General features: G+C 59.3%; 22 protein-coding genes and 1 tRNA gene. 8 read left to right on the top strand and 15 right to left on the bottom strand.

The window, feature by feature from the left end; translation table 11 throughout:
• Positions 1-15: 15 nt before the first annotated feature.
• The 8 genes from K3166_RS02475 to K3166_RS02440 form a co-directional block, all read right to left on the bottom strand.
• Positions 16-1,140, bottom strand: coding sequence for a TrbI/VirB10 family protein (locus tag K3166_RS02475; RefSeq protein WP_221423127.1), 1,125 nt, complete (start codon positions 1,138-1,140; stop codon positions 16-18).
• An 11-nt stretch (positions 1,141-1,151) separates the two neighbouring features.
• Positions 1,152-1,925: a TrbG/VirB9 family P-type conjugative transfer protein gene (locus K3166_RS02470; RefSeq protein ID WP_221423126.1), complete on the bottom strand. Its 774-nt coding sequence runs from the start codon at positions 1,923-1,925 to the stop codon at positions 1,152-1,154.
• A complete protein-coding gene (locus K3166_RS02465) occupies positions 1,922-3,103 on the bottom strand; it encodes a TrbL/VirB6 family protein (protein WP_221423125.1) in 1,182 nt (393 codons plus the stop codon). The genes K3166_RS02470 and K3166_RS02465 overlap by 4 nt, the downstream gene beginning before the upstream one ends.
• Positions 3,100-5,535, bottom strand: a complete 2,436-nt coding sequence (locus K3166_RS02460) for a VirB4 family type IV secretion/conjugal transfer ATPase (protein ID WP_221423124.1) — start codon at positions 5,533-5,535, stop codon at positions 3,100-3,102. The genes K3166_RS02465 and K3166_RS02460 overlap by 4 nt, the downstream gene beginning before the upstream one ends.
• Positions 5,525-5,809, bottom strand: coding sequence for a VirB3 family type IV secretion system protein (locus K3166_RS02455; RefSeq protein WP_221423123.1), 285 nt, complete (start codon positions 5,807-5,809; stop codon positions 5,525-5,527). The genes K3166_RS02460 and K3166_RS02455 overlap by 11 nt, the downstream gene beginning before the upstream one ends.
• 1 nt (position 5,810) lies before the next feature.
• Positions 5,811-6,110 (bottom strand): TrbC/VirB2 family protein, encoded by a 300-nt coding sequence (locus K3166_RS02450; protein WP_221423122.1) that lies wholly within the window; start codon positions 6,108-6,110, stop codon positions 5,811-5,813.
• Between the two features lie 6 nt (positions 6,111-6,116).
• Positions 6,117-6,671 carry a lytic transglycosylase domain-containing protein gene (locus K3166_RS02445; protein WP_221423121.1) on the bottom strand — a complete coding sequence of 185 codons (555 nt, stop codon included), beginning with the start codon at positions 6,669-6,671 and terminating at the stop codon, positions 6,117-6,119.
• A 228-nt stretch (positions 6,672-6,899) separates the two neighbouring features.
• Positions 6,900-7,280: a hypothetical protein gene (locus tag K3166_RS02440; protein ID WP_221423120.1), complete on the bottom strand. Its 381-nt coding sequence runs from the start codon at positions 7,278-7,280 to the stop codon at positions 6,900-6,902.
• A gap of 265 nt (positions 7,281-7,545) precedes the next feature.
• Between K3166_RS02440 and K3166_RS02435 the strand changes: the two genes are divergently transcribed.
• Both K3166_RS02435 and K3166_RS02430 read left to right on the top strand, forming a co-directional pair.
• A complete protein-coding gene (locus tag K3166_RS02435; RefSeq protein ID WP_221423119.1) occupies positions 7,546-9,108 on the top strand; it encodes a hypothetical protein in 1,563 nt (520 codons plus the stop codon).
• A gap of 110 nt (positions 9,109-9,218) precedes the next feature.
• Complete coding sequence (locus tag K3166_RS02430; protein ID WP_221423118.1) at positions 9,219-11,951, top strand: TonB-dependent receptor domain-containing protein; 2,733 nt, start codon at positions 9,219-9,221, stop codon at positions 11,949-11,951.
• 72 nt (positions 11,952-12,023) lie between these two features.
• Here the strand turns inward: K3166_RS02430 and K3166_RS02425 are convergent, their stop codons facing one another.
• From K3166_RS02425 to K3166_RS02415, 3 genes are all read right to left on the bottom strand, one after another.
• Positions 12,024-12,698: a response regulator transcription factor gene (locus tag K3166_RS02425; RefSeq protein ID WP_247714701.1), complete on the bottom strand. Its 675-nt coding sequence runs from the start codon at positions 12,696-12,698 to the stop codon at positions 12,024-12,026.
• Positions 12,699-12,844: 146 nt separating this feature from the next.
• A complete protein-coding gene (gene clpX / locus K3166_RS02420; protein ID WP_221423117.1) occupies positions 12,845-14,110 on the bottom strand; it encodes an ATP-dependent Clp protease ATP-binding subunit ClpX in 1,266 nt (421 codons plus the stop codon).
• 193 nt (positions 14,111-14,303) lie between these two features.
• Positions 14,304-15,017 (bottom strand): ATP-dependent Clp protease proteolytic subunit, encoded by a 714-nt coding sequence (locus tag K3166_RS02415; RefSeq protein ID WP_221423116.1) that lies wholly within the window; start codon positions 15,015-15,017, stop codon positions 14,304-14,306.
• 193 nt (positions 15,018-15,210) lie between these two features.
• Between K3166_RS02415 and K3166_RS02410 the strand changes: the two genes are divergently transcribed.
• The 3 genes from K3166_RS02410 to K3166_RS02400 are packed head-to-tail and all read left to right on the top strand — an operon-like array spanning position 15,211 to position 20,272.
• Entirely contained in the window at positions 15,211-17,325 is a 2,115-nt protein-coding gene (locus K3166_RS02410; RefSeq protein ID WP_247714700.1) for a TonB-dependent receptor plug domain-containing protein, read from the top strand.
• A gap of 40 nt (positions 17,326-17,365) precedes the next feature.
• Positions 17,366-18,898, top strand: coding sequence for an amidase (locus tag K3166_RS02405; protein WP_247714699.1), 1,533 nt, complete (start codon positions 17,366-17,368; stop codon positions 18,896-18,898).
• Positions 18,899-18,904: 6 nt separating this feature from the next.
• Positions 18,905-20,272: a cation:proton antiporter gene (locus K3166_RS02400; RefSeq protein ID WP_221423115.1), complete on the top strand. Its 1,368-nt coding sequence runs from the start codon at positions 18,905-18,907 to the stop codon at positions 20,270-20,272.
• Positions 20,273-20,336: 64 nt separating this feature from the next.
• On the opposite strand, the gene tig is transcribed toward K3166_RS02400, so the two are convergent.
• Together tig and K3166_RS02390 are read right to left on the bottom strand one after the other, a co-directional pair.
• Positions 20,337-21,905: a trigger factor gene (gene tig, locus K3166_RS02395; protein WP_221423114.1), complete on the bottom strand. Its 1,569-nt coding sequence runs from the start codon at positions 21,903-21,905 to the stop codon at positions 20,337-20,339.
• A 69-nt stretch (positions 21,906-21,974) separates the two neighbouring features.
• Positions 21,975-22,059: transfer RNA gene (locus K3166_RS02390), tRNA-Leu, on the bottom strand.
• Between the two features lie 161 nt (positions 22,060-22,220).
• On the opposite strand from K3166_RS02390, the gene K3166_RS02385 reads away from it, so the two are divergent.
• The 3 genes from K3166_RS02385 (at position 22,221) to K3166_RS02375 (ending at position 24,598) form a co-directional block, all read left to right on the top strand.
• Entirely contained in the window at positions 22,221-22,505 is a 285-nt protein-coding gene (locus tag K3166_RS02385; protein ID WP_221423113.1) for a DUF3297 family protein, read from the top strand.
• A 153-nt stretch (positions 22,506-22,658) separates the two neighbouring features.
• Entirely contained in the window at positions 22,659-24,089 is a 1,431-nt protein-coding gene (gene der, locus K3166_RS02380) for a ribosome biogenesis GTPase Der (protein ID WP_221423112.1), read from the top strand.
• An 11-nt stretch (positions 24,090-24,100) separates the two neighbouring features.
• Positions 24,101-24,598 carry a DUF2721 domain-containing protein gene (locus K3166_RS02375; RefSeq protein WP_221423923.1) on the top strand — a complete coding sequence of 166 codons (498 nt, stop codon included), beginning with the start codon at positions 24,101-24,103 and terminating at the stop codon, positions 24,596-24,598.
• Here the strand turns inward: K3166_RS02375 and bfr are convergent, their stop codons facing one another.
• Both bfr and K3166_RS02365 read right to left on the bottom strand, forming a co-directional pair.
• A complete protein-coding gene (gene bfr / locus K3166_RS02370) occupies positions 24,599-25,096 on the bottom strand; it encodes a bacterioferritin (RefSeq protein WP_221423111.1) in 498 nt (165 codons plus the stop codon). It lies immediately after the preceding gene.
• A gap of 123 nt (positions 25,097-25,219) precedes the next feature.
• On the bottom strand, positions 25,220-25,411 hold the full coding sequence (locus K3166_RS02365) for a (2Fe-2S)-binding protein (RefSeq protein WP_221423110.1): 192 nt from the start codon (positions 25,409-25,411) through the stop codon (positions 25,220-25,222).
• Positions 25,412-25,454 lie beyond the last annotated feature (43 nt).

Here is a 25,454-nt window from a genome sequence, read left to right as displayed (position 1 = left end):
TGTCCTTGCGTGCCTTCAACTCACCCTCGAGAAATCTAGATCGCGCGCAGTGAAGATACGGATTGGCTCGCCCATACGCACGCGCACAGTGGGACCGCGCTGCCCGTCCTGCTGTGCGGCGGTTGACGCGGCCGACTGACCCGCTCCACCGATCAGCACGCCGCCGGCGCCGCCCGACGCCAAGGTACCCAGACCGCCGACGACCGATAGCAATACGGCCGAGCCAAAGCGCTGGAAGAACCCGCCCCCCGTCACCTTGCCTTGCAATCCTGTCGTGCCATCAAAGCCGATAGCGGGCGAGGCAAGGTTCACCGACGCACCATCGGGCCGGATAAGCCGCGTCCAGATCACATAGGCGCGTTTCTGGCCGTTCTGCATGCCCGATTGATATTGCCCGATGAGCCTGCTCGATCGCGGAACCAGCACCTTCGTACCATCAAAGCTGCGTACGTCCTGGCTGACGACTGCGCGGACATATCCGGGCACATTCGTGTCGATCGCGGTCTCGAGCACCGCCGGAATTAGCGTCCCTTGGGTGACCGTCGTCGACGGGTTGGTCATCGCCTTTGCTTGTGCAGGCGCCCCTCCCACTCCGCCGACGCGGCTGGCAAAATCTGTTGCCGAATTGCCGGTGGCTGAAGTCTCACCGGTTGCTTCGGACCCAAGTGCTGCCGCCGGACCGGTCGCGGGGGAACTACCAGCGTCGAATATGACCGTGGGACTGCTGTATGTGTTGGGCGCTACGGCTTGCTGCGGCGCGGCGGCCAGAACCGGTGCAGGCGCAGGATCTGCCATGGCGGCCCGTTGTTGGGGCGTCGGCGGCTCCAGCGCCGCGCTCGGAGCCGCAACGACCTCGGGAGTGGGAGCGGCGACAGCGGCCACTTCGGGCTGGGCACCACCGATCCCCTGGGGCTCCGGCATGCGTGCGGCGCTCATGCTCCACAATGTAACGGCACCAAGCCCAGCGACGATGGCGATGCCCGCCACCATGCCCATTGCATCGGAGGTGCCGCCCGGCCGGGCAACGGCAGGGAATCCATTATGCTGTGCGAGATCGATGATCTCTGCGCCAGCTTCATCGCGCGGGTCGATATCGTTGGCGACTGAACTGTCACCGGGCTTTTTTTCGGGCAGGCGCATGGCGAGACGCATTAGCTGACCCCCCTCTGGGCAAGCGCGGCATCGCTGCGCTCAGAAGTATCGATAGCCCGCTCGGGTCCGGTGTTGACCAAGGTCGCACTGTCCTTGCCGGAACGCAGGATAATGCTGCGCGGTACACCGTCGATCACGATGATTTCACCGCGAACGGTATAATTTACCGGTCCTTCATCGCCCTTTGCATTGGTCACCAGGATCGCAGGCACATCCCTGCCCACTGGCCAGCTGAGGAAGGTCGCGTCGCCATCGTCAAATGCACGATCTGGCAGAAGGTCGATTTCACCTTCCCCGCTCCATGCGAAATTAAGCTCTGCCGGGTCAACGGCCGAGAAAGGATTCGCGGCCTGCGCGGGAGCAGTTTCCGCTTCTGCCATCCGCGCCTTGCGCGCTTCCTCTTCTGGATCGATCGGATAGTCGAAACGCAGCACATAGAGCGGCTTCGAACTGGGTGAGGCGACCAGATCGAACAGATAGGTGCGCTCGCTGGTTACGACCGTGAGATTTGTCGCCGCACGCGCTTCAAGTGGTTTGACGAACAGGATGTTCGCCCGCTTGTTCGGCGTGACTTGCCAGGTTGAGGAGTTGCCGATGGCGACGTTCTCGATCACCTCATCATCGCCAAACACGATGCTGGCCTGAACATTGACGCGGCCGGGGATCGTGACGACCGAAAATTCGTCGTAAGTCACCTCGACCAACCGAGTATCGGCCGAGGCTGATGTTGCGGCCAGGACGAGGGCTAGCGCGGGAAGCACTGCGCGTATCATCGTGAAATCTCCGTGGAAGGTGCAGGGCCGCGCATTGGCGCTGGCTTGAAACGGTTGCCGATACCCATCGTACGGCTCGGGAGGGTGCTATCAGGGCTCGCCCGGCTGCTTGCCGAAGCGGTGGTATGGACCTTGGTCGTACGGACAGTATCGCCGCGGCCTGTGCCGCCATCATTGGCAGGAGCGGCGGTGGCGGTTGCCGAAACGTCGATCCGGCGTGCCTGATCGCTAGCTTGGGTGAAAGCTTGCGCCGCCGCCACCTGCGGCTGGTATGCGGATGATGGCGCTGATGAGAGCGAGGTGAAACTGTCACCTTCATCTTTGGAAGGTACAAGACCGAAAACGGTCCAGCCCGATACCATCGCGCCGGCCACTTTGAGCACGAGGAACATCAGCGCGACATGAACAGCGCCGATCATGAAGAATGCCATGCCAGCCTGTGCCGGGACCATGCCTGGGTTGGCGGTGAGCGAGGATAGGATCGGGACCGCAAGTTCGAGCATTATCGACCCGCCCATTACCGCAAAAAGCGGCGCGAGCGCGCAAAGGACCAGGCCCTTGAGCCAGCCAGTGAACAAACCACGTGTGCCGTTGAACAGAGCCATGACCACGAAAACCGGGCCTAGCGCGACGAGGATGCCGAGGGCGATTTTGGTCGTGACGAGCAGTCCGGCAGTGCCCAACATGAAAAGCATGGCGCCGAGCCACATCATGCCTTGCGGCGAGAAGGCAGAAAAATCGGAACTGCCGCCGCTCGCTTCCTGAATTGCGATGAATACCACGTCGATCTTCTGGGCAAATGTATCGGTAGCAGAGCCTTGGCTGCCGGTAAGAATACCCGCGAGATAATCGGGCGCGCTTACAGCAAGGTTCCAGACCACGCTCTGATAAGCGACCCAGCTGGTGGCAAAGGTCAGTACCAGTCCCAGCGTCATCATGCGCGGCACCAGCGATCTGACGCCGATGTTCGTCCGACCGGTCAGCAACAGGAAGCCGAAGATCGCGATGTAAAGCGTCAGAACGATCGTCAAGGTAGTGCCAAGCGCACCGCCTGGTGCGAACAGCCGTCCGAATGCCGCGGCCGAGGTCTCGCCTGCCACGCAGTCGACGCCGCGCAGCGCCGCAGCGACGCCATTGCCCACTTGTTCGGTCACTTGCTGGCACGTCGCGCTGGTCATTCCGCAGCGACTTCAAGATGGATGTCGTCCGGCCCGGACTGGTCATATGCACTGCCCGGCCATTCAGTACCGGTAAGAGCAGGAAACCAGTCGGCAGGCGCATCGCCCATCGCTGCACGCAGCAGGTCGAGGCGGCGCACCGAGCTTTCACGCCCGGACAGGAGTGTCAGCACTTCGGGTGCGCCTGATAGATCAAGACGCACAACAACGCTCGCATCCGGCTGCCGCACCAGGAAGCAGCGGCTGTGCGCAGGCAGGGTGCGAATGAGCGCGAGTTCATGGCTGGTCAGGCCAAAACCATCGCAGTAATCCTCTGCCCGGGCGCGGCTGTTCGGCATGAAGATCATCGTGGCGGTCTGTTCGACCAGCGCCGTGGATATTCGGCTTTCGAGCGCATCTCGCGCTGACTGGGTTGCAAAACCGACAAGGGCGTTCCGCTTGCGGAGGGTCTTGAGCCAGTCTCGAATGCGCGCGGCGAATACTTCGTCGTCCAGTGCCTTCCAACCCTCGTCGATGAGGATCATCGTCGGCTTGCCGTCCAGCCGTTCTTCGATGCGGTGGAACAAGTACATCATGACGGGCGTGCGCAGTTTCGGGTTTTCGAGCAACGCAGTCATATCGAAGCCAAGCACCCTGGCGCTCAGGTCCAGCTTGTCTTCCGGATTATCGAACAACCAGGCGTTTTCACCCTCGCCGATCCAGGCGGCCAGCCGATCGGCCAGATCGCCGGGCTGCGGGCGCTTGCTGCCGGACAGCAGCTCCTTGAAATGGCGCAGGCGCCGGAGCGATGCATCGTTGGAGTAAGCTGCGTCGACGGCTTGGGCAATCGTGGCGTCTTCTTCAGGCCCCTCGGCCTTCAGCAGCACGGACAACCAATCGCGCAGGAATGCCTTGTTACCCGGAGTATCAGGAAGAGAAAGCGGGTTGAACCCGGTCGGTTCACCCGCGCGGATGCTGTCATAGCGCCCGCCGATGCCCCGGATGAAGAGCTCAGCACCGCGATCCTTGTCGAACAGGATCGTGCGCGGCGAGAACTTCTGGGCCTGTGCGGCCAGGAAGTTCATCACCACCGTCTTGCCCGAACCGCTCGGCCCTATAACCGAAAAATTGCCGAGATCGCCGTGATGGAAATTGAAGAAGAACGGAGTGGCACTGGTAGTTTCCAGGAGGGTGACCGCATCACCCCAGTGATTGCCTTGGGCCTGACCCAGAGCAAAGCCATGGAACGAGCCGAAGCTTGCCATGTTCGCACTGGAGATCAGCGCGCGGCGAACCAGATAACCTTCATTGCCAGGAAACTGGGCCCAGAAAGCCGGCTCGAGATTGGTATCTTCGCGCACCGCGATCGCTCCTGTGTCCGCCAAGGCGGCTGCGCAAGCGGCAGTGGCATCATCCAGGCGGGCCAAGTTACGTTCCCTGACAAGAACCGTAAGATGGTGATCGCCAAATCCGACGGCACCATTCCCCAGCGCATCTCGGGCGGCCATCATGTCCGATCGTTCTGCCGCAGCATCCTCGTCGGCGGATTTCAATCGGCGGATCGCCAGATCCATTCGTTCGCGCGCCGTCTGGCGTTCAGCAGGTGCGTAGCTCTCGCTAACGACCATCTCGTAGGGCAGTCGCAGCAGTCCATCGAGAAGGCCTGGAGAAGTTGCTTCGGGATAATCCTTCAGGCCGAGTATTGCGCTAAACTCAGGCGAGCCAGAGCCGCGCACTTCCATTGCATCAAGGCCAAAGCTTGCGCGGCGATAGGGCAGCATCTGACCGATATCGACTTCGTCCGATGGCTTGCGAACCGGTCGCATTTCGCCGTTATAGAGCGCAGAGAGCAGTTCGAGCATCTCTGAGTTCACGCTGCCCTGCGGACCGATATATTCACCCAGCGGGGTTGCGCCATAAGCCTGGAGGGAAGCGATCAGGCCCTGTGCTGCCGCCCGCAAGGAACGAATGTCCTTGGCATCGGGTTCGAGTCTTTCCTTCTGGCGCCTGGCCTTTTTGCTGAGCCGCTCGGCCAGCCCGGCCTTACCGCGCGCAGGACGGCGAATTAGCGTGACGAACTGGTCGTTCACGAACAGCTTCCCGGAACCGAGCCGTTCCTTCCAACGCCCGTCGATATGGCGGCTGATGGGATCGGGAAATTCGGCATCGAGATCGACCGAAACACGGCGACGGATGACGTGATGATACATGACGAACCGCGCATCGAGCGTGCTGCGCAGCATTACCTCGCGCGTTGCAGCATGAGCGTTGAGCGCTTCGCTATCTTCAGTTTCGAAAAGCAGGCCTGGGACCTGCAGTGCAGTCATGACGCTGCCGTCACGCAGCATGATGGTGTTTGCGTCAATCAGCCTGGCGTAGGGAAGGCGGTCGCCCGCACGGGCTTCCTTCGCGCTCCACGAGGCGGGTCCGATCCATTTGCCATTACGCGGCATAGCTGTTGCACCCCCAGCGCTTGTAATTCTTCACCCGCGGGCACTTGGACACCTTGGTCATCCACAAATCGAAAATCCGAGGTTCGCGAAGGCAGGCGAAATAGCCGACACCGTGCATCACCAACGCTGCAAACAACGCCCAAAAGCTGCCGGTGATGAGGAACACTTCGGTCGTCACCACGCCGTTGATGATAAAATAGTTGAACGTCACGCCCGCAAACATCTGCGGCCGCGTCAACGCCCTGTGAACGGGATGGCGAACCAGCGAAGTCATTCTAGCCAGCTACACCCTGGATACCGGCCACGATGGATGCCGCGCCGAACAGGATGAAAACTCCTATGATTACGGTTGCGCCGAAACGCCAATTCAACCGTCCGGTCAGCATCATGAAGCCGATAGCGGCAACAGCCATGACCGCCACTGCAGTAGCAACGTTGCCAAGAAGCGTATCTTGCAACCAGCCCAGCGCATTTACGATTGGGCCTGACCCAGCCGGGTCAGCGGCCTGCGCAAAAGCGGCTGTGGGGGTAAGAAGGATGGCCAGTGCGGCAGAGCGGAAAAATAGCGAATACAAGTCGGTCTACTCCCGTGAGTGATCTGAAAGCCGGCCCATGATGGAGGCCACGTAAATCTGAGTTTCGCGAATGCGCGGGATGCCGTTCGCACGCTCTACCCGGCCCGGGCCGGCATTGTACGCCGCAAGCGCTTTTTCGAGGTCGCCATCGAAACGGTCGAGTTGCTCGCGCAAATACCGGGCACCTCCCTCCAGATTAGCCAGCGGATCGCTTGGGTCGACGCCAAGTTCGCGGGCTGTTGCCGGCATAAGCTGGGCCAAACCCTGCGCACCGACCGGCGACACGGCATCGTGCCGCCAGCGGCTTTCCTGCCAGACCATCGCTTCGATAAGCGAGGCAGATAGGTCGAACCGCTCTGCCAGCTCGGCTACTTTGGCGCGGTAGATTTGCGGGACACCCTCTGCGTGCCTTGCTGGTTCAGCGACAATGCGCTCTGGCACCGCCAGTTCTTCAGGCACGAATGAGGATTCTGAAGAAGCCGCATCAATCGCTGTTGGCGCAGCTTTGCCTGCGGTACTTCCGCCGGCAATCCAGCGCGCACCGTCAGAATCTATTTCCATAACATCCGCTTTCGCTGGGAAAGCGATGAGCATTGCGCAAACCAAGCTTGCGACGAACGCTCCGTGTGCGCGAATCATCGTCGACACCCTCCGTGCCACCGCTTTGGCGCCAATAAATGACACCAAAGTGACAACGGGCTGGATGCCGGAAAGCCCTTGCACGCCGTGCAAAGCAACCGGCCCGCAGCCCAAAAGGACAGCGGGCCGGAAATACTAGGCCAAGAAGACCTAACGGCTGGCTAGGGCGGCATAACCTTCGAATTCACCACGATCTATCAGCGACAATCCGCGGCGGGCCAAGACCCGCGAATCAACCCATTTCCCGCTCCCGGTTTCAAGCCGGTAGCGATCCGAATCTGCAACAACCTCGGCGAATTTCTCTCGAGCGCCTTCATGGTCGCCCAAGCGCGCGAGGGCGACGCCGTGATTGATCAGACGCGCGGGGTCACTGGCCGGCAGGGAGCCGGCCTCGATTGCGGAGATTGCAGCCAAGTTGTCGCCAGCAGCAAGCTCTTCGAACCCGACATCAGATGACGGTCCTGCCGTTGCCACGACTTCAATCGGGCCGCTCCCAAGTACCAGCAACGCGGCTGTCATGAATGTCGACATCTCATCTCTCCCAAGAATTTAGAGTGCGAAGATGGTGCAATGTTACGTCTGCTGCAACAAATCTGTAACATTGTCATATTTCTGCAATGAAAGTTGAATTTCTTCCGCCGATCAGAGCGAGACCATCAAATCTGTTGAAACTGCAACATAACGGTCACGCGGCGGTCAAAACTGTAACAAAGCGCCCCTAGCTGGCGAGTCGCGATCAACGAATTCGCATTCGAAATTCTTTCCGACTCATCCGGTTTTTGAGGGGACCATTCCCGTGATAAAGTTCAAACATTCGCTCGTTCTTGGCTGCTCTGCATTGGCTGTTGCAAGTTGCGGTCCCGACGAAATCGTCTCGCCCGGTACTGGCGGCAACGTGGTCATCAACAACCCCACTCCGTCGCCAACCCCAACGCCCACGCCGACTTCCGGCAACGTCACTCCGGCAAATGGCTGCCCGACGATCAGCGACGCTCAGGGCCTGACTGACGACGGCACAATCAGCGGACCGACCGGCGAATATCGTGTGTGCACAATGCCTGCACGGATTAACGCGAGCATCACCCTGCCCTACATCGAAGGGCTGCTTTACCGCATCAATGGACGTGTCGATGTCGGCACCGATGGCGGACCTTCTCCTGATGCGAGCGACGGCCTTGATGACACCGATGTCGAACTAACGATCGAGCCCGGCGTGATCATTTATGCGGCAGGCTCCAGCTTCCTGAACGTCAATCGCGGGAATACCATCCAGGCGAACGGCACCGCCGATCGTCCGATCATCTTCACCAGCCGCGACAATGTTCTCGGCCTCAATGGCGCCAGCTCGTCCGGCCAATGGGGCGGTGTGGTCCTTTCGGGCCGTGCTCCGGTCACGGACTGCATCGCAGCTGGTGCGACACCGGGCAGCGTCAATTGCGAACGTCAGGTCGAAGGCGCAGCTGATCCGGCGATCTTCGGCGGTGCAACTGCAAACGACAGTTCGGGAAGCATGACCTACGTCCAGATCCGCTACTCGGGCTTCGTCTTGTCGGGCGATAACGAGCTGCAGTCGCTGACAACCGGCGGCATCGGTTCTGGCACCACGCTCGAAAACATCATGAGCTACAACAGTTCTGACGACGGCGTGGAATTTTTCGGCGGCCGCGTAAACGTGAAGAACCTGATCGTTGTCGGCGCAGAAGACGACAGCATCGACACTGATACCGGCGTGAAGGCCAACTTGCAGTACGTGATCGCGATCCAGCGTCCGGGTGCAGGTGACACCATCATTGAAGCCGACTCCGACAACGCATTCAACGATTCCACTCCGCGCCAGAACACGCGCATTTCGAATGCCACTTTCGTACATCAGAACGCCAACGATCAGGTTGTCCGTATTCGCGGATTTGCTGATTATTCGATTGCCAACTCGGTCATATGGTCACGCAACGACACGCCGTGCCTGCGCGTTGACGGACAAGAAGAACTGACCCGCACTGCTGGCGCGGATGAAGCCGGACCGGTTGCGTTCGACTCGCTGGTACTCGACTGTTCGGCTCCGTTCCGTGACAGTTCTGGCGCCACTGCTGCCGATATCCAGGCAGTCTTCGATGCCGGCACCAACAACAACTCGGCCTTCACCAATACTCTCTCGATGCTGTTCCAGAACGGATCAAACGAGAACGGCGTGCCGGTGTTCAACGTGACCGCATGGTCGAGCTTCTTCGATCTGGCGAGCAACATCGGGGCCGTATTCCCGGGCAACGACACTTGGGTGAATGGCTGGACCTGCAACTCGGCCACGGTGACTTTCGATAGCGCCGTATCGGGCTGCGCAAGCCTGCCGATCTACAACTGAACTTACAAAAGGGCGGGGGCTGCGCGGTAAAGTGCAGCCCCCGAACCTCTCTCCTATCCGGGGCCCTTTGGCCCACATCGCATTCGGCCTAATTCAAGGGGGTCATTCAAATGTCCACTGCCAAGCAGCTGGCAGGGCTGCTCCTGCTTTCAACCGCTCTTACGTTTCCCACCACCGCGATTGCCCAAAGCACCGGGGTGGAGACTCCGCCATCGACCGAAGATGATCTGCAGGATGAGCAGATCGCTGGCGGAGACGGTGACACAGAGATGGTCGATGAGCAGGCGCAACCGGATATTTCCGTACCCGGAGGCGCGATCATCGTGACCGGTCGGCGCCAGCGCGACGTTACTCGTTCGTCAAGCCAGGTCATCACGGTTCTCGATACCGAAAGCATCGCCCGTACCGGTGAAGGCGACATCGCCGGCGCGCTTGGCCGGGTCACCGGCTTGTCGACGCAAGGTAATGGGCTGGTTTATGTGCGCGGCCTTGGCGACCGGTATTCGCTGGCCCTGCTCAACGGCCTCCCGCTGCCCTCGCCCCAACCGCTGAGCCGTGTTGTTCCGCTCGATATTTTTCCCACCAGCGTGATTGCCTCGAGCTTGGTGCAGAAGACATATTCCGCGAACTTTCCGGGCGAATTTGGCGGCGGCGTAATCAACCTTACGACCCGCGCAATTCCGACCGAGAGCTTCCTGACGGTTTCCGGATCAATCAGTGGCGACAGCGAAACTACCTTCGGCAATGGCTATAGTTATTATGGCGGCGCCTACGACTGGACTGGATTCGACAATGGCCGCCGAGATGTGTCGAACTATGCGGCGCTGCAGGGCTTTTTTGACAGCGGTTCGCGCATTGGCGACGACGAAGTCGACCTTCAGGGTATCCTGGGAGACCTCAACGATCCCAATTTGATTCTCATCCAGAAAATTGGCGACCTGCCGGCCAATTTCTCCGGCTCCATTACAGCAGGCACAGCGGTAGACGTGTTCTCGGATGGCCAGTTCGGCGTGATCGCCACTGCCTCGCTCAGCAACAAGTGGCGCAACCGTTTCATTACGCGCCAGACCGCGGTGAACGAAGCGCTCGAACTGGATACAGACTTCGATCAATTCGTGACCGACAACCGAATGCTGGTGAACGGCCTTCTCGGTTTCGGACTCGAGGTTGGACAGCACAAGTTCCGCTTCACCAACCTCTTTATTCACGACACGCTGAAGCGCGCTTCGCTCGCCCGCGGCATCGACTTCCAGGATGACGATGAGGAACTGATCCAGAACACCTCATGGTTCGAACGCCAGCTGTTCAACACGCAAGGCGTCGCCGAGCTTGAATTTGGCGATCTCTCCATCGATCTTCGCGGCGGCTATGCCCAGACGAAGCGTGATGCACCATTCGAGTACGAGTTCACCTATGTCCGCACCAATAATGAGAACGACCCCTTTGGTGACCTCTTCCTCAACACGCTCGACCCTCAGCGAGGCGGCGCCATCGTCGCGTTCTCGAACCTTACCGAGGACCTCTATTACGGCGGAGCGGACGTCAGCTACATCTTCACCGACTGGCTCAGTGCGACAGTCGGGTATGCCTATACCGACACCAGCCGTTTCTCGACCCGCCGCGAGTTCGATATTCGCGCATCCAGTGGTTACCCGGAGGGCTTCGGTGCCTTCCGGCCCGACAATCTGCTGGGCGATGCTCTGATTGCTTTCGGTTTCGACCGGGACGCTCAAACAGCCGCCGGCGTTGGTCCCTTCGAATATAACATCTTCGAAACAACCCAGACCGACCCTGCGTTCGGAGCCGCCCTCGAGATTCATGCCGGCTACGCGAAAGTGACGATTACGCCTTTCGATGTCGTCTCGCTGGATATTGGCGTTCGCTATGAAGATGCGAAGCAGTCCGTCCAGGCGGTCGAGGTGTTCTCGGAGCCGCTCGGATCAACCAGCGGCACTTCGCTGGCGAACGACTACTGGTTGCCCGGCGGCACGCTGACGTGGGAGATCAGCGATGACCTCCAGTTCCGGGCCAGCGCGTCCAAGACGATCGCCCGCCCACAGTTCCGCGAGTTGATTTTCCAGACCTATTTCGATCCGGAAACAAACCGTCAGTTCAACGGCAACCCGCGCCTTGTTGACAGTGAACTTGTGAATGCCGAAGCACGCCTCGAATATTATTTCGATGCGGGCAGCCGTGTCAGTGTTGCGGGGTTCTACAAGGACATTGAGAACCCGATCGAGATCTTCACCAGCTTCTCTGATAACGACATCATTTCGGGCTTTGCGAATGCGCCCAAAGCGCAGCTCTACGGCGGTGAGGTAGAAGCCCAGTGGAACTATGATCTCTATGATTTCGGCGAATGGTTCGACAGCAAGCGGCTCGTCGTGATTGCGAACTACACCTACACTCAGTCCGAGATCAAAGTCGGCGCTGACGATATTGCATCGGTGTTCCCGTTCGCGGACCAGCCGGCGACCAACTTTTTCGACGACGGCGTACCTTTGACAGGACAGTCGGACCACATCGTGAACCTGCAATTGGGGTTCGAAGATACGGAGCGGCTCAGCCAGTTCACGATCCTGGCGAAATACGCCAGCGAGCGCGTTTCGAGCCGCGGGGCAGGCCCGCTGCCCGATATTGTCGAGAAGCCGGGCCTAGAGCTGGATTTCGTCGCACGTCAGGGTTTTGACGTCCTCGGCAAAGAGCTTGAACTCAAGTTTGAAGCCCGCAACCTTACCGGCACCGATCATCAGGAATTTCAGAGCAACGGGACAACCCGCATCGACGTGAACAGCTACGATGTCGGACGCAGCTTCAGCCTTGGCGCATCGCTCACGTTCTGATCCTTACCCTTGGACAAACGGAAAGGGCCGCTCCTTACGGGGCGGCCCTTTTTGTTCGCGATCCAGCGGAGCTCAGTGGCTGTCGTAAACATAGCCCATCGACCTCACCGTGCGGATCGACGTGCCTGCTCCAGCTGCCCTTAGTGAGCGGCGCAGACGGCCGATCCAGACATCGACAGTACGCTCGTCGATGGGTGGCTCCTGCTTACCTAGGCCGTCGATAAGATCCTGACGGGTTAGGACTCGATTGGCATTTTCGGCAAAATAACGAAGCAGGCGAAATTCGTTGGGGGCCAAGGCAATCGGCTTACCTTTCCATCGGGCGAGCAAGGCGCCCATGTCGATTTCCAGATCGCCTAGGGAAAAAGGCTGACCGATGACCGTGCCCGAATTTCCTGTGCCAAGAGCAAGCACCCGGTCGAGAACCATGGTGCGATCGACCGGACCGATAACGTAGTCATCGGCGCCTGCCGCCAATGCCTTGCGCTTGTCTTCCGGATTGCAACTCTCAAGGACCATCGTGATATGCGCGGCTGACATACGTGGATCGGCCCGCAACCGCCTACACATTTCCTGCCCGGACATGTCGGTAAGCACCCAATCGACAAAGGCGCAAACCGGCCCTTCGATCAGTCGTCGTGGTCCTGACGATTTCAAGCCACCAAATATATATCGTGCATCGCCGTGGTCGAAATCTTCGAAGTCGGCCCCGTCCTCACTTGTCATGAGGATTGTAATAACTTCCACCCGCAGCGTCCTTCAGCCCTGTTATGAGGCTTGGATGGCTCACTGATGTGACTGCGATATGACCAGATTGAGAACGCTGTAACAAAACGGCGCCCAACTCTCGATGAGGTGGGCGCCGCTTGATGTTTAAGTGAAAAAAGGGGCTTTTAGGCCGCTTCTTCCTTGTCCTTCTTGCCGCCATGGACCTGGATCGGGTCCTTCTTGCCTTCGACAACGTCGGCGTCGATCACGATTTCGGTCACGCCGTCCATGTCGGGCAGGTCGAACATCGTGTCGAGCAGGATGCCCTCGACGATCGAGCGAAGACCGCGAGCACCTGTTTTGCGCTCGATAGCCTTCTCGGCAATCGTCTTGAGTGCGTCTTCCTTGAAGGTCAGTTCGACATCTTCGAGTTCGAACAGCTTCTGGTACTGCTTGCACAGTGCGTTCTTCGGTTCGGTCAGGATCGTTACCAAGGCGTCGACGTCGAGATCGCGCAAAGTCGCGATTACTGGCAGTCGGCCAACAAACTCGGGAATAAGGCCGAACTTCAGGAGATCTTCCGGTTCACCCTTTTCGAGCAGTTCACCCACGCGGCGCTTATCGGGATCGGCAACGTGCGCACCAAAACCGATCGAACGCTTCTGAAGGCGGTCGGCGATGATTTTTTCAAGGCCTGCAAACGCACCGCCACAGATGAACAGGATGTTCGTCGTGTCGACTTGCAGGAATTCCTGCTGCGGATGCTTGCGGCCACCCTGCGGCGGAACAGAGGCAGTCGTGCCTTCCATCAGCTTGAGCAGGGCCTGCTGCACGCCTTCGCCCGAAACGTCGCGCGTGATCGAGGGATTCTCTGCCTTGCGGGTGATCTTGTCGATTTCGTCGATATAGACGATGCCATGCTGCGCCTTTTCGACGTTGTAGTCGGAAGACTGCAGCAGCTTGAGAATAATATTCTCCACGTCCTCGCCCACGTAACCGGCTTCGGTCAGGGTAGTGGCATCGGCCATCGTGAAAGGCACATCGAAGGTGCGCGCAAGCGTCTGCGCCAGCAGCGTTTTACCGCAGCCTGTCGGGCCAACCAGCAGGATGTTCGACTTCGCCAATTCGACGTCGCCGGCCTTCCCGCCGTGCTTCAGGCGCTTGTAGTGATTGTGCACCGCGACTGAAAGCACGCGCTTCGCGCGGTCCTGGCCGATCACGTAATCGTTCAGGGTCTGGAAGATTTCGGAAGGTGTCGGGACGTCGCCGTCCTTCTTGCCCGAAATTCCCGCCTTCGTTTCCTCGCGGATGATGTCGTTGCACAGCTCCACGCATTCGTCGCAAATGAACACGGTGGGACCCGCGATCAGTTTACGCACTTCGTGCTGCGACTTGCCGCAGAAGCTGCAATACAGCGTGGATTTGCTATCGGTACCGCTCAACTTGGTCATTTCCTGCTCTGCCCCGCTGATCCGCCCTAAGACAGGGATTCGCCGACTTTAGGCCGGTGCGGGATTGGGTCAATATCATAGGTAGCATCATGCCCTTGCCATTTGCTGAAGCGGCAAGGTTGCTCAATTCCTACGACAGTTTCGCAACAGTCCGGAGACGGGACGTTTTACCCCGCCTCCTTAACGCTGCAATCTACTCGGGCGCGCCGCCAGAACCCTTGTCTTCGTCCTTGGTCGGCTCGTCGTCACCTTCGTTTTCGGGACGGGCTTCGAAGACCTTGTCGACGATGCCGAATTTCATCGCTTCATCGGCTTCAAGGAAGGTGTCGCGGTCCATTGCCTTCTCGATATCGGTCAGGCTCTTGCCGGTATACTGGACATAAAGGTCGTTCATGCGCTTGCGAATGCGCAGGATTTCGCGGGCCTGAATTTCGATGTCCGACGCCATGCCGCGTGCACCGCCGGAGGGCTGGTGGACCATGATACGGGCGTTGGGCAGTGCGATCCGCATTCCCGGCTCGCCAGCGGCCAGCAGGAAGCTGCCCATAGAGGCGGCCTGGCCGATGCAGACCGTCGAAACCCGCGGCTTGATGTATTGCATCGTGTCGTGGATTGCCATGCCCGCTGTCACCACGCCGCCAGGCGAATTGATGTACATGCTGATCGGCTTGGAAGGATTTTCGCTTTCAAGGAACAGCAGCTGGGCAACAATCAGCGAAGCCATGTTGTCTTCGACCTGGCCGGTTACGAAAACAATGCGCTCGCGGAGCAGGCGGCTGAAAATGTCGAAAGCGCGTTCGCCGCGGCTGGACTGCTCGACCACCGTCGGCACCAGCGCCCCGGTGATGGGATCGCGGTTGAACTGGCCTTGAGTGCCGTGAGCGTCGTCGCCGAACAGGTTGATCATGTATTTCCTCTTGTCGAATTTGTCGCGCCTATGTCGCCATAGGCGGCGCGATGTTCAAGGGCTTTAACCACCGCTTTGGTAACTGGGCGGGTTATCCAAGCAATCCATCGACACGCAATGCGGTTCGTCGGGTATGGACCGCCCTCTGTCGATGCCGCGTTCCTCCAATCGCTTACGCTTGTAAACGAAAGCGATGAAAACCAAGATAATTCCGCACCATTACAGAAGCTTGATGCTCATATCGACTGCATTTGTCGCGGCCACTTCGGCGCCTGTGATGGCGCAGGAAAACGATGCGCCGCCATCTGCGCAGCTCAGTGAAGGTGGGTCGGAGAACGAGAACGCCCGCATTTTCGAACCGACGTATTTTGCGCAGTTTGCGCCTCGCAGCGCGCTCGACATGGTCAGCCGTATCCCCGGCTTCAACATTTCCGGCGGTAATGACGGCGGCCAGCGCGGGCTTGGTCAGGCAAACCAGAATGTCATCGTCAACGGGCAGCGTTTCTCCAGCAAGTCCGACAGCCTGCGCGACCAGCTGTCGCGTATTTCCGCCGCCGATGTGGTCCGGATCGAGCTGGTCGACGGCAATACGCTCGACATCCCGGGGCTCACCGGCCTGGTCGCGAATGTGATTTACGTGAATACCGGTGCGTCAGGCCAGTTTAGCTGGAACACGGGTTTCCGCCCCCATAACACCGAAGCGCAGCTCTATGGCGGTGAAATCTCGCTGTCTGGTTCGAGCGGAAAGCTGGATTTCACAGTCTCGCTTTCGAACCGTAACGATCGCTTCGGCGCCGATGGCACAAATCTGATCTTCGCTGGTGATGGATCTCTGATCGAGGAGCAGGATACCAAGTTTTCCGGCGGCTTCGACAATCCCAAGCTATCCACCAATTTCACCTACGCCTTCAGCGAGAATGTGATCGCCAATCTGAACCTTTCGTATGGGGAAGACTTCCTGTTCCGCGATATGCCGGAAACGGGCAGGCCCGTCTTTGGCGCGTCACGAGTTCGCGATCTTGTGATTAATGAAGACGGTCCCGCATATGAATTGGGCGGTGATATCGAATTCCCGGCGGGCCCGGGCAGGCTGAAGCTGATCGCGCTCGAGCGTTTCGAGCGTGATAACTTTGCCAACGATTTGATCGACAGCTTCGACGACGGCAGGTTGCCGATTGGATCACGATTTACCCAGACCAATGGCATTGGCGAGCGCATTGGGCGCTTCGAATACAGCTGGTCCTTGTGGGATGCCGACTGGCAGGTGTCGGGTGAAGCGGCCTTCAACAGGCTGGACCGTGTTTCTGCGCTCTTCACTCTTGCCCCCGGAGGCGACTTCGCACCGCTGCCCTTCCCCGGTGGAAACGGCGGTGTCAGCGAAGATCGTTACGAAGGATCGCTGAGCTTCTCCAAGAGCCTGTCCTCCAGCCTCTCGCTCCAGGCTATCGCAACGGGGGAATTTTCAACCATCGAGCAGACCGGCGTGGCGGCCAATTCGCGCAGTTTCAAACGGCCCAAAGGGTCTTTGGCACTGACATGGAAGCCCCAAGATGATCTCGACATTTCGCTGACCGCAGCGCGGCGGGTCAGCCAGCTATCCTTCGGCGATTTCCTCGCCAGCGTCTCGCTCAACGATGAGAACGAGAACAACGGCAACAACGAACTCGTCCCCTATCAAAGCTGGGATCTCGAACTGGAGGTCAACAAGGGCCTTGGTGCCTGGGGTTCGCTCAAATTCGAAGCCCGCCAGGCGTGGTTCGAAGATTTCATCGACTGGTTCCCGTTGGCGGGCGGCGGCGAGGCACGCGGGAATATCGGCGATGCTCGCCGGCTGCATCTCCAGTTATCGGGCACGGTGAACCTTGATCCGGTAGGCATTGCCGGGGCGCGCATCGATTTCACCGGCGTCAAGCGGTGGATGAACGTGACCGACCCATTCACGGGCGAAGACCGACCGTTCTCCTATGACACTGTCGATTTCCTTGATGTCGATTTCCGGCACGACGTACCCACTACCGACTGGGCCTATGGCGTCAGCATCTTCACCAACAATCAGGCCGGGTATTCCAGGCGCTATGAATTCGGGCGAGGATGGGAAGGACCGACCTTTGCCGACCTCTTCATCGAGAACAAAGACGTATTCGGCCTGACGGTTCGTGCCACCTACGGAAATTTCCTCGGCGCACGCAATTATTTCAACCGCACGGTATTCGACAGCCCCCGCCCCGATGGCGACGTCCTGTTCCGCGAGGAGCAGGATAGCCGCATCGGGCCGATCTTCCGGTTCTCTGTCAGCGGCAGTTTTTAAGCGCGTTTGCAATTGAGCGGTCCTGTGGCAGGTAGGGTAGATGATGCCCCGCCTGCTCAGCGCCGCCGCGCTCCTAGCCTTCGCCACACCGCTTGCCGCGCAGGCGGTTTCGGAACCACCTGTCAGCATACAAATCGACAAGGCGGCCTCAGCAGCCGATAGCGCAGAGATCTACGCGAGCAGGATTGCAGCGCTCGATGACGCAGGCCCTGTGCTGAACGCAGTCATCGCCTATGATCCCGCGCCCCGCAGCGCCGCAGAAGAAATCAACGCGAACAGCATGCTGGCCGGACGAACGGTGCTGATCAAGGACAACATCGAGACCCGTGAATGGCCCACAACTGCCGGAAGCCTGGCGCTTGTCGATAATCGGACCGAACGTGATGCCCCGCTGGTCGCAAACCTGCGCGCCGCAGGCGGACTGGTTCTCGGCAAGACGAATTTGTCCGAATGGGCGAATATCCGTAGCAACGGTTCAACCAGCGGGTGGAGCGCCGTGGGCGGATTGACGCGCAACCCGCACGCAATCGACCGCAACGCTTGCGGCTCATCCTCGGGCAGCGGTGCCGCTGTCGCAGCGCAGTTCGCGTGGGCTGCCATCGGCACGGAAACGAACGGCTCGATCACCTGTCCGGCCAGCATCAACGGTATCGTTGGTTTCAAGCCCAGCGTCGGATTGGTCAGCCGCACCCATGTGGTGCCGATCTCGAGCACACAGGACACCGCCGGCCCCATGACGCGCACTGTCGCGGATGCTGCCCTGCTCCTCAGCGCCATCGCCGGAGAAGACGCTGCTGATACGGCCACCATCAATGTGCCGCGCCGTGCAGACTATTTTTCCGGACTTGGCGACTTCTCTCTCGATGGGGTCCGTATAGGAGTGATGCGCAAGCAAACCGGCAACCGTGCGGACCTGAACACCGTGTTCGATCAGGCCCTGGCGGACATGGAAGCTGCCGGGGCTGTCCTGGTGGACATCGAATTCGATGTGAACGAGCAGATGTACGGCGACAGTTTCACCGTGCTCATGTTCGAACTGCGCGAGGAAATGGGCAAATACCTCGCCAGCCTGCCCGGCGATGATCTCCCCCGTAATCTGGCCGAGCTTATCGTATTCAACAATTTCAACGCCGCCAAAGAAATGAGGTGGTTTGGCCAAGACTTGTTCGAATTGGCTGAAAGCACCACCGACCAAGCAGCTTACGAGAAAGCCCGCGTCAATGCTGTGCGGATCGCAGGCGCGGAAACACTCGATGCTCTCTTTGCAGAGCATGACGTGAGATTTCTCGTCGCCCCAACTCGCGGTCCAACTTGGACGAGCGATCTGGTGAATGGTGACAATTTCAATGGCAGCATCGGATTCGGATCTCCCGCTGCCATCGCGGGCTACCCTCACCTGACCGTGCCGATGGGTGCGATCGAGCAGCTTCCCGTCGGGCTCAGTTTCTTCGGCGCCAAATGGGAGGACTTCGAAGTCCTGCAACTGGGCGCGGCCTATGAAGCGGTACGGACGGCCGAAATTCCGCAGCCAAATTTCAAGCGCTGGGAACCACCTGTGGCCGCCGAAGACTGATAGCGCATGGAATTCGACCCGCGCATCTTCCTGTTCGTGATCTTCGGCCTTGGCCTGATCCTGGCAGTCACGCTTGAGAAATGGCTCGCCCGCTTCTGGCTATCGCTACCGATCGTTTATGTCGCGGCTGGCTATCTGTTGTTCTCGCTACCCATCGGCCTGCCGCATATCAATCCCACCGTCGACGGCTTCGATGCCGTTGCGCTCGAATATGTAACCGAATTCATCGTGATTGCGTCGCTTGCGGCGGCGGGCATCGCGATCGACCGGCCGGCGAACTGGAAGAACTGGCGCCAGATCTGGCCGCTGCTGCTTGTAGCCATGCCGCTCACCATCATTGCAGTGTCGCTGCTTGGCTGGTGGGCGCTTGGCCTTGCACCTGCCTCGGCCTTGCTGCTGGGCGCGGCCATGGCTCCCACCGATCCGGTGCTGGCGCGCAGCGTGCAAGTGGGCCCGCCCGGCGAGAACGAACGACACGACGTGCGGTTTTCACTGACGGTCGAAGCGGGCCTCAATGACGGGCTCGCCTTCCCGTTCACCTATCTTGCAATCGCTGCAGTCGGGATGACCTCGCTTGGCGCGTGGACGCTTGAATGGGCCGCGCTGGATCTCGTCTGGCGCATCTTTGCGGGCGTGGTCATGGGCTGGCTCGTGGGCCGCGCGGGCGCCTGGTATGTATTCGAACGCGAAGCCGATACGCCAATGGCGCAAATTGAAGAAGGCGATGACGTTGCGAAGCAGCCGAAATATTCCACCAGCGAGGGGCTGATTGTGCTTGGCACCCTGCTGCTGGGGTATGGCTTAGCGGAAATGGTCGAGGGGTACGGCTTTATCGCCGTCTTCGTCGGCGCGGTCACGGCTCGGCAGCGCGAAAACCGCAGCCGTTATCACAAGCTCAGCCACCATTTCATCGACCAGATCGAACAGATCGTGCTGGTCGCGGTGCTTTTCAGTTTCGGAGCGATGCTGGCAAGCGGGGTGCTTGACGGGCTGACATGGCCTGCCGCGCTGGTTGGCCTGGCACTCATTTTCATTATTCGCCCGCTGGCGGGTTTGCTCGCCGAAGCGCATTGCGATCTGCCGCTGGTAGGAAAGTTCGCAGTCGCGTTCCTGGGTGTGCGCGGCATGGGGTCGATCTATTACCTCGCCTACGGCCAGAACCACGCCGATTTCGAAGGGCTTGACCTGCTTTGGGCAACGGCAAGCTTCATCATCCTGGTATCGGTTGTCGTCCACGGCATCGTGGCAGGCCCGCTGATCCGCCATGTCGAGAACAAGCGCGCGCATATTCACGCAGGCCAAGGCGATACGATCGATTCCCATCGCCCCGCCGATAGCCCGCTTACGGTCGAGCCTCACTCAAAGCCTGAGTAGGCACCACGAAAAAGGGCGGCAGGATCGCTCCCGCCGCCCTTCTGATCTGGTGAGCCTTTGAGGCTTATTTCTTCGCAGCAGCTTTCTTTGCTGCAGGCTTCTTGGCAGCAGCCTTCTTGGCCGGGGCTTTCTTTTCGCCCTCATCCTTCTTGGCTGCGTCCTTCTTGGCCGGGGCCTTCTTCGCTGCGGGCTTCTTGGCTGGCTTTTCGTCGGACTTCTTATCGTCCTTCTTGGCAGCAGCCTTTTTCGCAGGGGCCTTCTTCTTGGCCGGAGCTTTCTTCTTCGGCTTGGCAGCCTCGTCGCTCTCGTCAGCTTCGATTGCGGCTTCCAGTTCCTCGCGCGTCACTTCGCGCTCGGTGATTTCAGCCTTGTCGAAGAGGAAGTCGACGACCTTGTCTTCGTACAGCGGGGCACGCAGCTGCGCGGCAGCCATCGGTTCGGACTGAACGTACTCGATAAACCGCTCACGATCTTCGGCACGGTACTGCTGGGCAGCCTGCTGGATCAGCATGCTCATCTCATTCGGCGTGACCTGTACGTTGTTCGCCTGGCCAATTTCCGAAAGGAGCAGACCAAGACGCACGCGGCGTTCGGCGATCGAACGATAATCGTCCTTCTCGGCTTCGATTTCCTTCAGCATCGCTTCGGGATCTTCCGATCCGGCGGCTTCCTGCTGGAGCTGGTTCCAGATCTGTTCGAATTCCGCATCGACCATGCCCTGCGGCACGGCGAAATCGTGACCCGAAGCGAGCTGGTCGAGCAGCGAGCGCTTCATCTGGGTGCGCGTCAGGCCGGCAGTTTCCTGCTCGAGCTGGCCGCGCATCAGTTCCTTGAGCTTGTCGAGACCGTCGAGGCCGAAGTTCTTCGCGAACTCGTCATCGATCTCGGTATCGCTTTCGACCTTAACCTGCTGGACCGTAACCGCAAACTCGGCCTTCTTGCCGGCGAGGTGTGCAGCCTGGTAATCTTCGGGGAAAGTGACTTCGATAGTCTTCTTTTCACCAGTCTTGGTGCCGGTCAGCTGCTCTTCGAAGCCGGGAATGAACATTCCCGAACCAAGCACCAGCGGCGTACCTTCGGCCTTGCCGCCTTCGAACTCTTCACCGTCGACGCTGCCGACGAAATCGATGATCAGCTGGTCGCCGTCAGCAGCCTTCTTGGACTTGGCAGCGTCCTTATAGCTCTTGTTGTTCGATGCGAGGGTCTTGATGGAATCCATCACCTGCTCGTCGGACACCGGAACGGTCATGCGCTCGATCTCGATACCGTCTGTCGAAGGCGCTTCGACCTTTGGCAGGATTTCGAGTTCGACTGTGACCGTGGCATCCTTGCCTTCTTCATAGCCTTCGGCAAGTTCGACCTTGGGCTGCATCGCGGGACGCAGTTCGTTGTCGGCCATCACCTTGTCGACCGATTCGCGGATCATGTCGTTAAGCGACTGGGCATGAAGCTGTTCGCCATGCATCTTGCGCACGAGATTTGCTGGCACCTTGCCTGGGCGGAAGCCCGGCATTTTCACCTGCGGAGCGATCTTCTTGATTTCCGAATCGATCCGGCCGTCGATATCCTTGGCCGTAAGGGTGATCGAATAGGCGCGCTTCAGGCCGTCATTGGCGGTTTCTTTGATCTGCATGGGTTTGAGAACTCGTGATTTTCCAAGTGTCTAATTAAGGCGTGAAGGCTTTGCACATACGTGACGGATTGGTGCGGGCGAAGGGACTCGAACCCCCACATCTTTCGATACTGGTACCTAAAACCAGCGCGTCTACCAATTCCGCCACGCCCGCTAACCCGAACGAAGCTGCGCGTAAGCGGCGCACGCTACGCGTATAGGCGCGTGCCTCTAGTAGGGTCCGGCGAAAAGGGCAAGCGCGGCAGTGCGGCAGGAGGGGATGAGTTGCCCGATATGTCTTGCGAGGCGAAAAAAGGGCGATTAGGGGGCCGCACCATGAGCGAAGATACAAAAGCAGACCTTCCGCCCGATCATCTCTCGGTGAATCCGAAGAATGAACACTTCGACATCGAAGTGCTGAAGCGCGGTATCGGCATCCGGTTCAAAGGGCGCGTGCGCACCGACATCGAGGAATATTCGATCTCGGAAGGCTGGGTGCGCGTTCAAGCTGGCAAGACGATGGACCGGAAGGGCAATCCCCTGACGGTGAAGCTCAGCGGTCCTGTCGAAGCATGGTTTGAAGACCTGGGCGAAGAACCACCTGTTCGCAAGGCAGACTGATCAACATGTTACGCGAGGCGGCCATCTCCAGGAAGGCCGCCTGAGCGCCCGATATTCCTGCTCTGGGGCCCCTTTGAAGTGCCCGACTGAATCTCGTTCAGCGCGCTCTTTACCTTGCCAATCGGCGCGCGACACGCCACTTGCCGGCGCAGTATGGCATCCAACAAACCCACCGTTATTATCATCGGCCGTCCGAATGTCGGAAAATCGACCCTGTTCAACAGGCTCGTAGGCAAGAAACTCGCCCTCGTTGACGACCAGCCTGGCGTCACGCGCGACCGGCGCATGGGCGATGCAGAAATTGCCGGGATGGAATTCACGGTGGTCGACACTGCCGGCTGGGAAGACGAAGACGACGCCTCCCTGCCCGGACGCATGCGCAAGCAGACCGAAGTCAGCATTGACGATGCCGACGCCGCGATGTTCGTCATCGATGCGCGTGCTGGCATCACTCCGATGGACGAGGAAATTGCCCGCTGGCTGCGCGAGCAGGAAGTGCCCGTGGTCCTCGTTGCGAACAAGGCAGAAGGGAAAGCCGCAGAAGCCGGGATCCTGGAAAGCTATTCCCTCGGCCTTGGCGAACCGCTGGGCGTCTCCGCAGAACACGGCGAAGGCATTGCCGATCTGTTCGGCGGCCTGTGGCCCATTATTGGCGCCAAGTCTGAAGAAGCCGAAGCGGATACGGGCGAAAAATACGACTATGATGACGAGGACGCACCTGCTGGTCCGCTGAAGCTCGCCATCGTAGGTCGTCCTAATGCGGGCAAGTCGACGATCATCAACCGGATGCTGGGCGAAGACCGCCTGCTGACCGGTCCCGAAGCCGGCATCACCCGCGATTCGATTGCCGTCGACTGGGAATGGTTCGATCCCAAGGCGAACGAGACCCGCGAAATTCGCCTTATCGACACAGCCGGAATGCGTAAGCGCGCCCGCGTGGTCGACAAGATCGAAAAGATGTCCGTCGCCGATGCCAAAAGGGCGATCGATTTCGCCGAGGTGGTCGTGCTGCTGCTAGATGCGACCCAGGGCCTTGAACACCAGGATCTCAAGATCGCCAGCCAGGTGCTCGAAGAAGGGCGCGCGCTGATGATCGCGATCAACAAGTGGGATATCGCCGAAAGCCCTAGCTATCTGTTCAATGGCATTCGCGAAGCCCTGAACGAGGGGCTTGCGCAGGTTCGCGGAGTTCCGCTGTTCGCCGTGTCCGCAAAGACCGGCAAAGGTATCGACACTATGCTGTCGGCCGCGTTCGAACTGCGCGAAGCATGGAGCCGCCGCGTTCCGACAGCTGCGCTCAACCGCTGGTTTGACGATGCCCTGGAAGCCAATCCCCCGCCCGCGCCCGGCGGCCGCAGGATCAAGCTGCGCTACATCACGCAGGCAAGCACCCGCCCGCCGCGCTTCGTCGTGTTCGGCTCAAGGCTGGATGACCTGCCCACAAGCTACGAGCGCTACCTGATCAACGGGATCCGCGCGAAGCTCGGCTTCGAAGCCGTCCCTGTCCGGGTGGTCCTCAAGAGCCCCAAGAACCCGTACAACGCTAACAAAGGCGGTGGCGGCAACTTCAGCGGAGGACGCTGAACGTGCTCGACATGCTCGCCAGCCTCCCCGGTCTCGACATTATCGAGCGGACGAGTTCCAGCCTGCGCGTCCAGAACGTCGTGCAACTCAGCCTTGCGCCTGCCTTCCTGCTGGCTGGCATCGGCGCGGTCATGAATGTGATGACCAATCGCCTGATCTGGGTGGCGAACAAGATCGAACGCATTCTTGCGGCCGACGAGCAGGGCACTGCGGGCGATCTCGTGCAGGAACTGCCAGCCCTGGAGCGGCGGAGGATCTTTGCTCAGCGTGCTGTGATGCTAAGCACCGCGTCCGCTTTCACAATCAGCATCGTGATCATGCTGCTGTTCGTGAGCGCCTTCGTGCGCACCCCGCTAGGCACATTGGTGGCGCTGGCCTGGGTTGTCACCATGGCCTTGCTGATGGCCGGATTGGCATCATTCCTGATCGAGACGCGCATAGCAGCGCGGCGTAATCTGGAACGCATGATGCAGCGCAATCCCGGCAAGAAATCAGCGCGCAAAGGCTGATCAGCCAGCGTTTTCCTGAGCGTCTCCAGCCGAGCTAGAATTGAGCTGGACATAATTCTGAAGCCCCATGCGTTCGATCATGTCGAATTGGGTTTCCAGGAAGTCCACATGTTCTTCCTCGCTTTCGAGGATACGGGCGAATATCTCGCGGGAGACATAATCTCGCACGTTTTCACAATGCTCCACCGCATCGCGAAGAAGCGGAATAGCTTCGTTTTCCATGGCGAGATCGGCCCTGAGTATTTCCTCGACCGTTTCGCCCACCTTGAGCTTGTGGATTGCCTGAAAGTTGGGAAGGCCGTTGAGAAACAGGATACGCTCGGCGAGGATATCGGCGTGCTTCATCTCGTCGATGGACTCGTGACGTTCGTACTCGGCAAGCTTCGTCACACCCCAATCGGCGAGCACTCGGTAGTGGAGCCAGTACTGGTTGATGGCCGTCAGTTCGTTAGTCAGCGCCTTGTTGAGGAACTCGATAGTCTTCTGATCGCCCTTCATGCCACAGCCCTTTCTGTTGAATTGCTGTTCATGGTTATGCGGCGAGCGGCGGAAGCGAACAAGTCCGCCAAGTCAGAAAAACGGCAGAAACCTGCCATTGCGAGCGATTGTCAGTAGCGTTAGCTAGCGCGTGCTGGCGGGCTCAAACGCCATTTCACGTTCTTCGAATACGATGGCATCGGCATCAACGAGACACGTACCGCAATTAGGGCGCTTACCCAGTGCAGCATAACACGCTTCCGCATCGCCCGAGACGCGGCGTGCGACATTGCGCAGGTCACTCTCACGGATGGCATTGCAGATGCAGGTATACACGGATCGCGGCTCCTTGCGATTGATTCGCAAGAGCAGGTGTATT

This window comes from Qipengyuania psychrotolerans, from assembly GCF_019711355.1.
Lineage (GTDB): Bacteria > Pseudomonadota > Alphaproteobacteria > Sphingomonadales > Sphingomonadaceae > Qipengyuania > Qipengyuania psychrotolerans.
Note: the sequence above shows the minus strand (reverse complement) of the source record. Positions and strands in the feature narration are given on the sequence as shown.

What these genes read in the sequence shown, in the direction of transcription:
- K3166_RS02470 (WP_221423126.1), bottom strand. Translation starts at nt 1,925, where the DNA reads ATGATACGCGCAGTGCTTCCCGCGCTAGCCCTCGTCCTGGCCGCAACA.
- K3166_RS02475 (WP_221423127.1), bottom strand. Translation starts at nt 1,140, where the DNA reads ATGCGCCTGCCCGAAAAAAAGCCCGGTGACAGTTCAGTCGCCAACGAT.
- K3166_RS02375 (WP_221423923.1), top strand. Translation starts at nt 24,101, where the DNA reads ATGCTCGCCAGCCTCCCCGGTCTCGACATTATCGAGCGGACGAGTTCC.
- K3166_RS02455 (WP_221423123.1), bottom strand. Translation starts at nt 5,809, where the DNA reads ATGACTTCGCTGGTTCGCCATCCCGTTCACAGGGCGTTGACGCGGCCG.
- tig (WP_221423114.1), bottom strand. Translation starts at nt 21,905, where the DNA reads ATGCAGATCAAAGAAACCGCCAATGACGGCCTGAAGCGCGCCTATTCG.
- der (WP_221423112.1), top strand. Translation starts at nt 22,659, where the DNA reads ATGGCATCCAACAAACCCACCGTTATTATCATCGGCCGTCCGAATGTC.
- K3166_RS02445 (WP_221423121.1), bottom strand. Translation starts at nt 6,671, where the DNA reads ATGGAAATAGATTCTGACGGTGCGCGCTGGATTGCCGGCGGAAGTACC.
- K3166_RS02405 (WP_247714699.1), top strand. Translation starts at nt 17,366, where the DNA reads ATGATGCCCCGCCTGCTCAGCGCCGCCGCGCTCCTAGCCTTCGCCACA.
- K3166_RS02415 (WP_221423116.1), bottom strand. Translation starts at nt 15,017, where the DNA reads ATGATCAACCTGTTCGGCGACGACGCTCACGGCACTCAAGGCCAGTTC.
- K3166_RS02460 (WP_221423124.1), bottom strand. Translation starts at nt 5,535, where the DNA reads ATGCCGCGTAATGGCAAATGGATCGGACCCGCCTCGTGGAGCGCGAAG.
- K3166_RS02440 (WP_221423120.1), bottom strand. Translation starts at nt 7,280, where the DNA reads ATGTCGACATTCATGACAGCCGCGTTGCTGGTACTTGGGAGCGGCCCG.
- K3166_RS02430 (WP_221423118.1), top strand. Translation starts at nt 9,219, where the DNA reads ATGTCCACTGCCAAGCAGCTGGCAGGGCTGCTCCTGCTTTCAACCGCT.
- K3166_RS02385 (WP_221423113.1), top strand. Translation starts at nt 22,221, where the DNA reads ATGAGCGAAGATACAAAAGCAGACCTTCCGCCCGATCATCTCTCGGTG.
- K3166_RS02400 (WP_221423115.1), top strand. Translation starts at nt 18,905, where the DNA reads ATGGAATTCGACCCGCGCATCTTCCTGTTCGTGATCTTCGGCCTTGGC.
- K3166_RS02465 (WP_221423125.1), bottom strand. Translation starts at nt 3,103, where the DNA reads ATGACCAGCGCGACGTGCCAGCAAGTGACCGAACAAGTGGGCAATGGC.
- clpX (WP_221423117.1), bottom strand. Translation starts at nt 14,110, where the DNA reads ATGACCAAGTTGAGCGGTACCGATAGCAAATCCACGCTGTATTGCAGC.
- K3166_RS02410 (WP_247714700.1), top strand. Translation starts at nt 15,211, where the DNA reads ATGAAAACCAAGATAATTCCGCACCATTACAGAAGCTTGATGCTCATA.
- bfr (WP_221423111.1), bottom strand. Translation starts at nt 25,096, where the DNA reads ATGAAGGGCGATCAGAAGACTATCGAGTTCCTCAACAAGGCGCTGACT.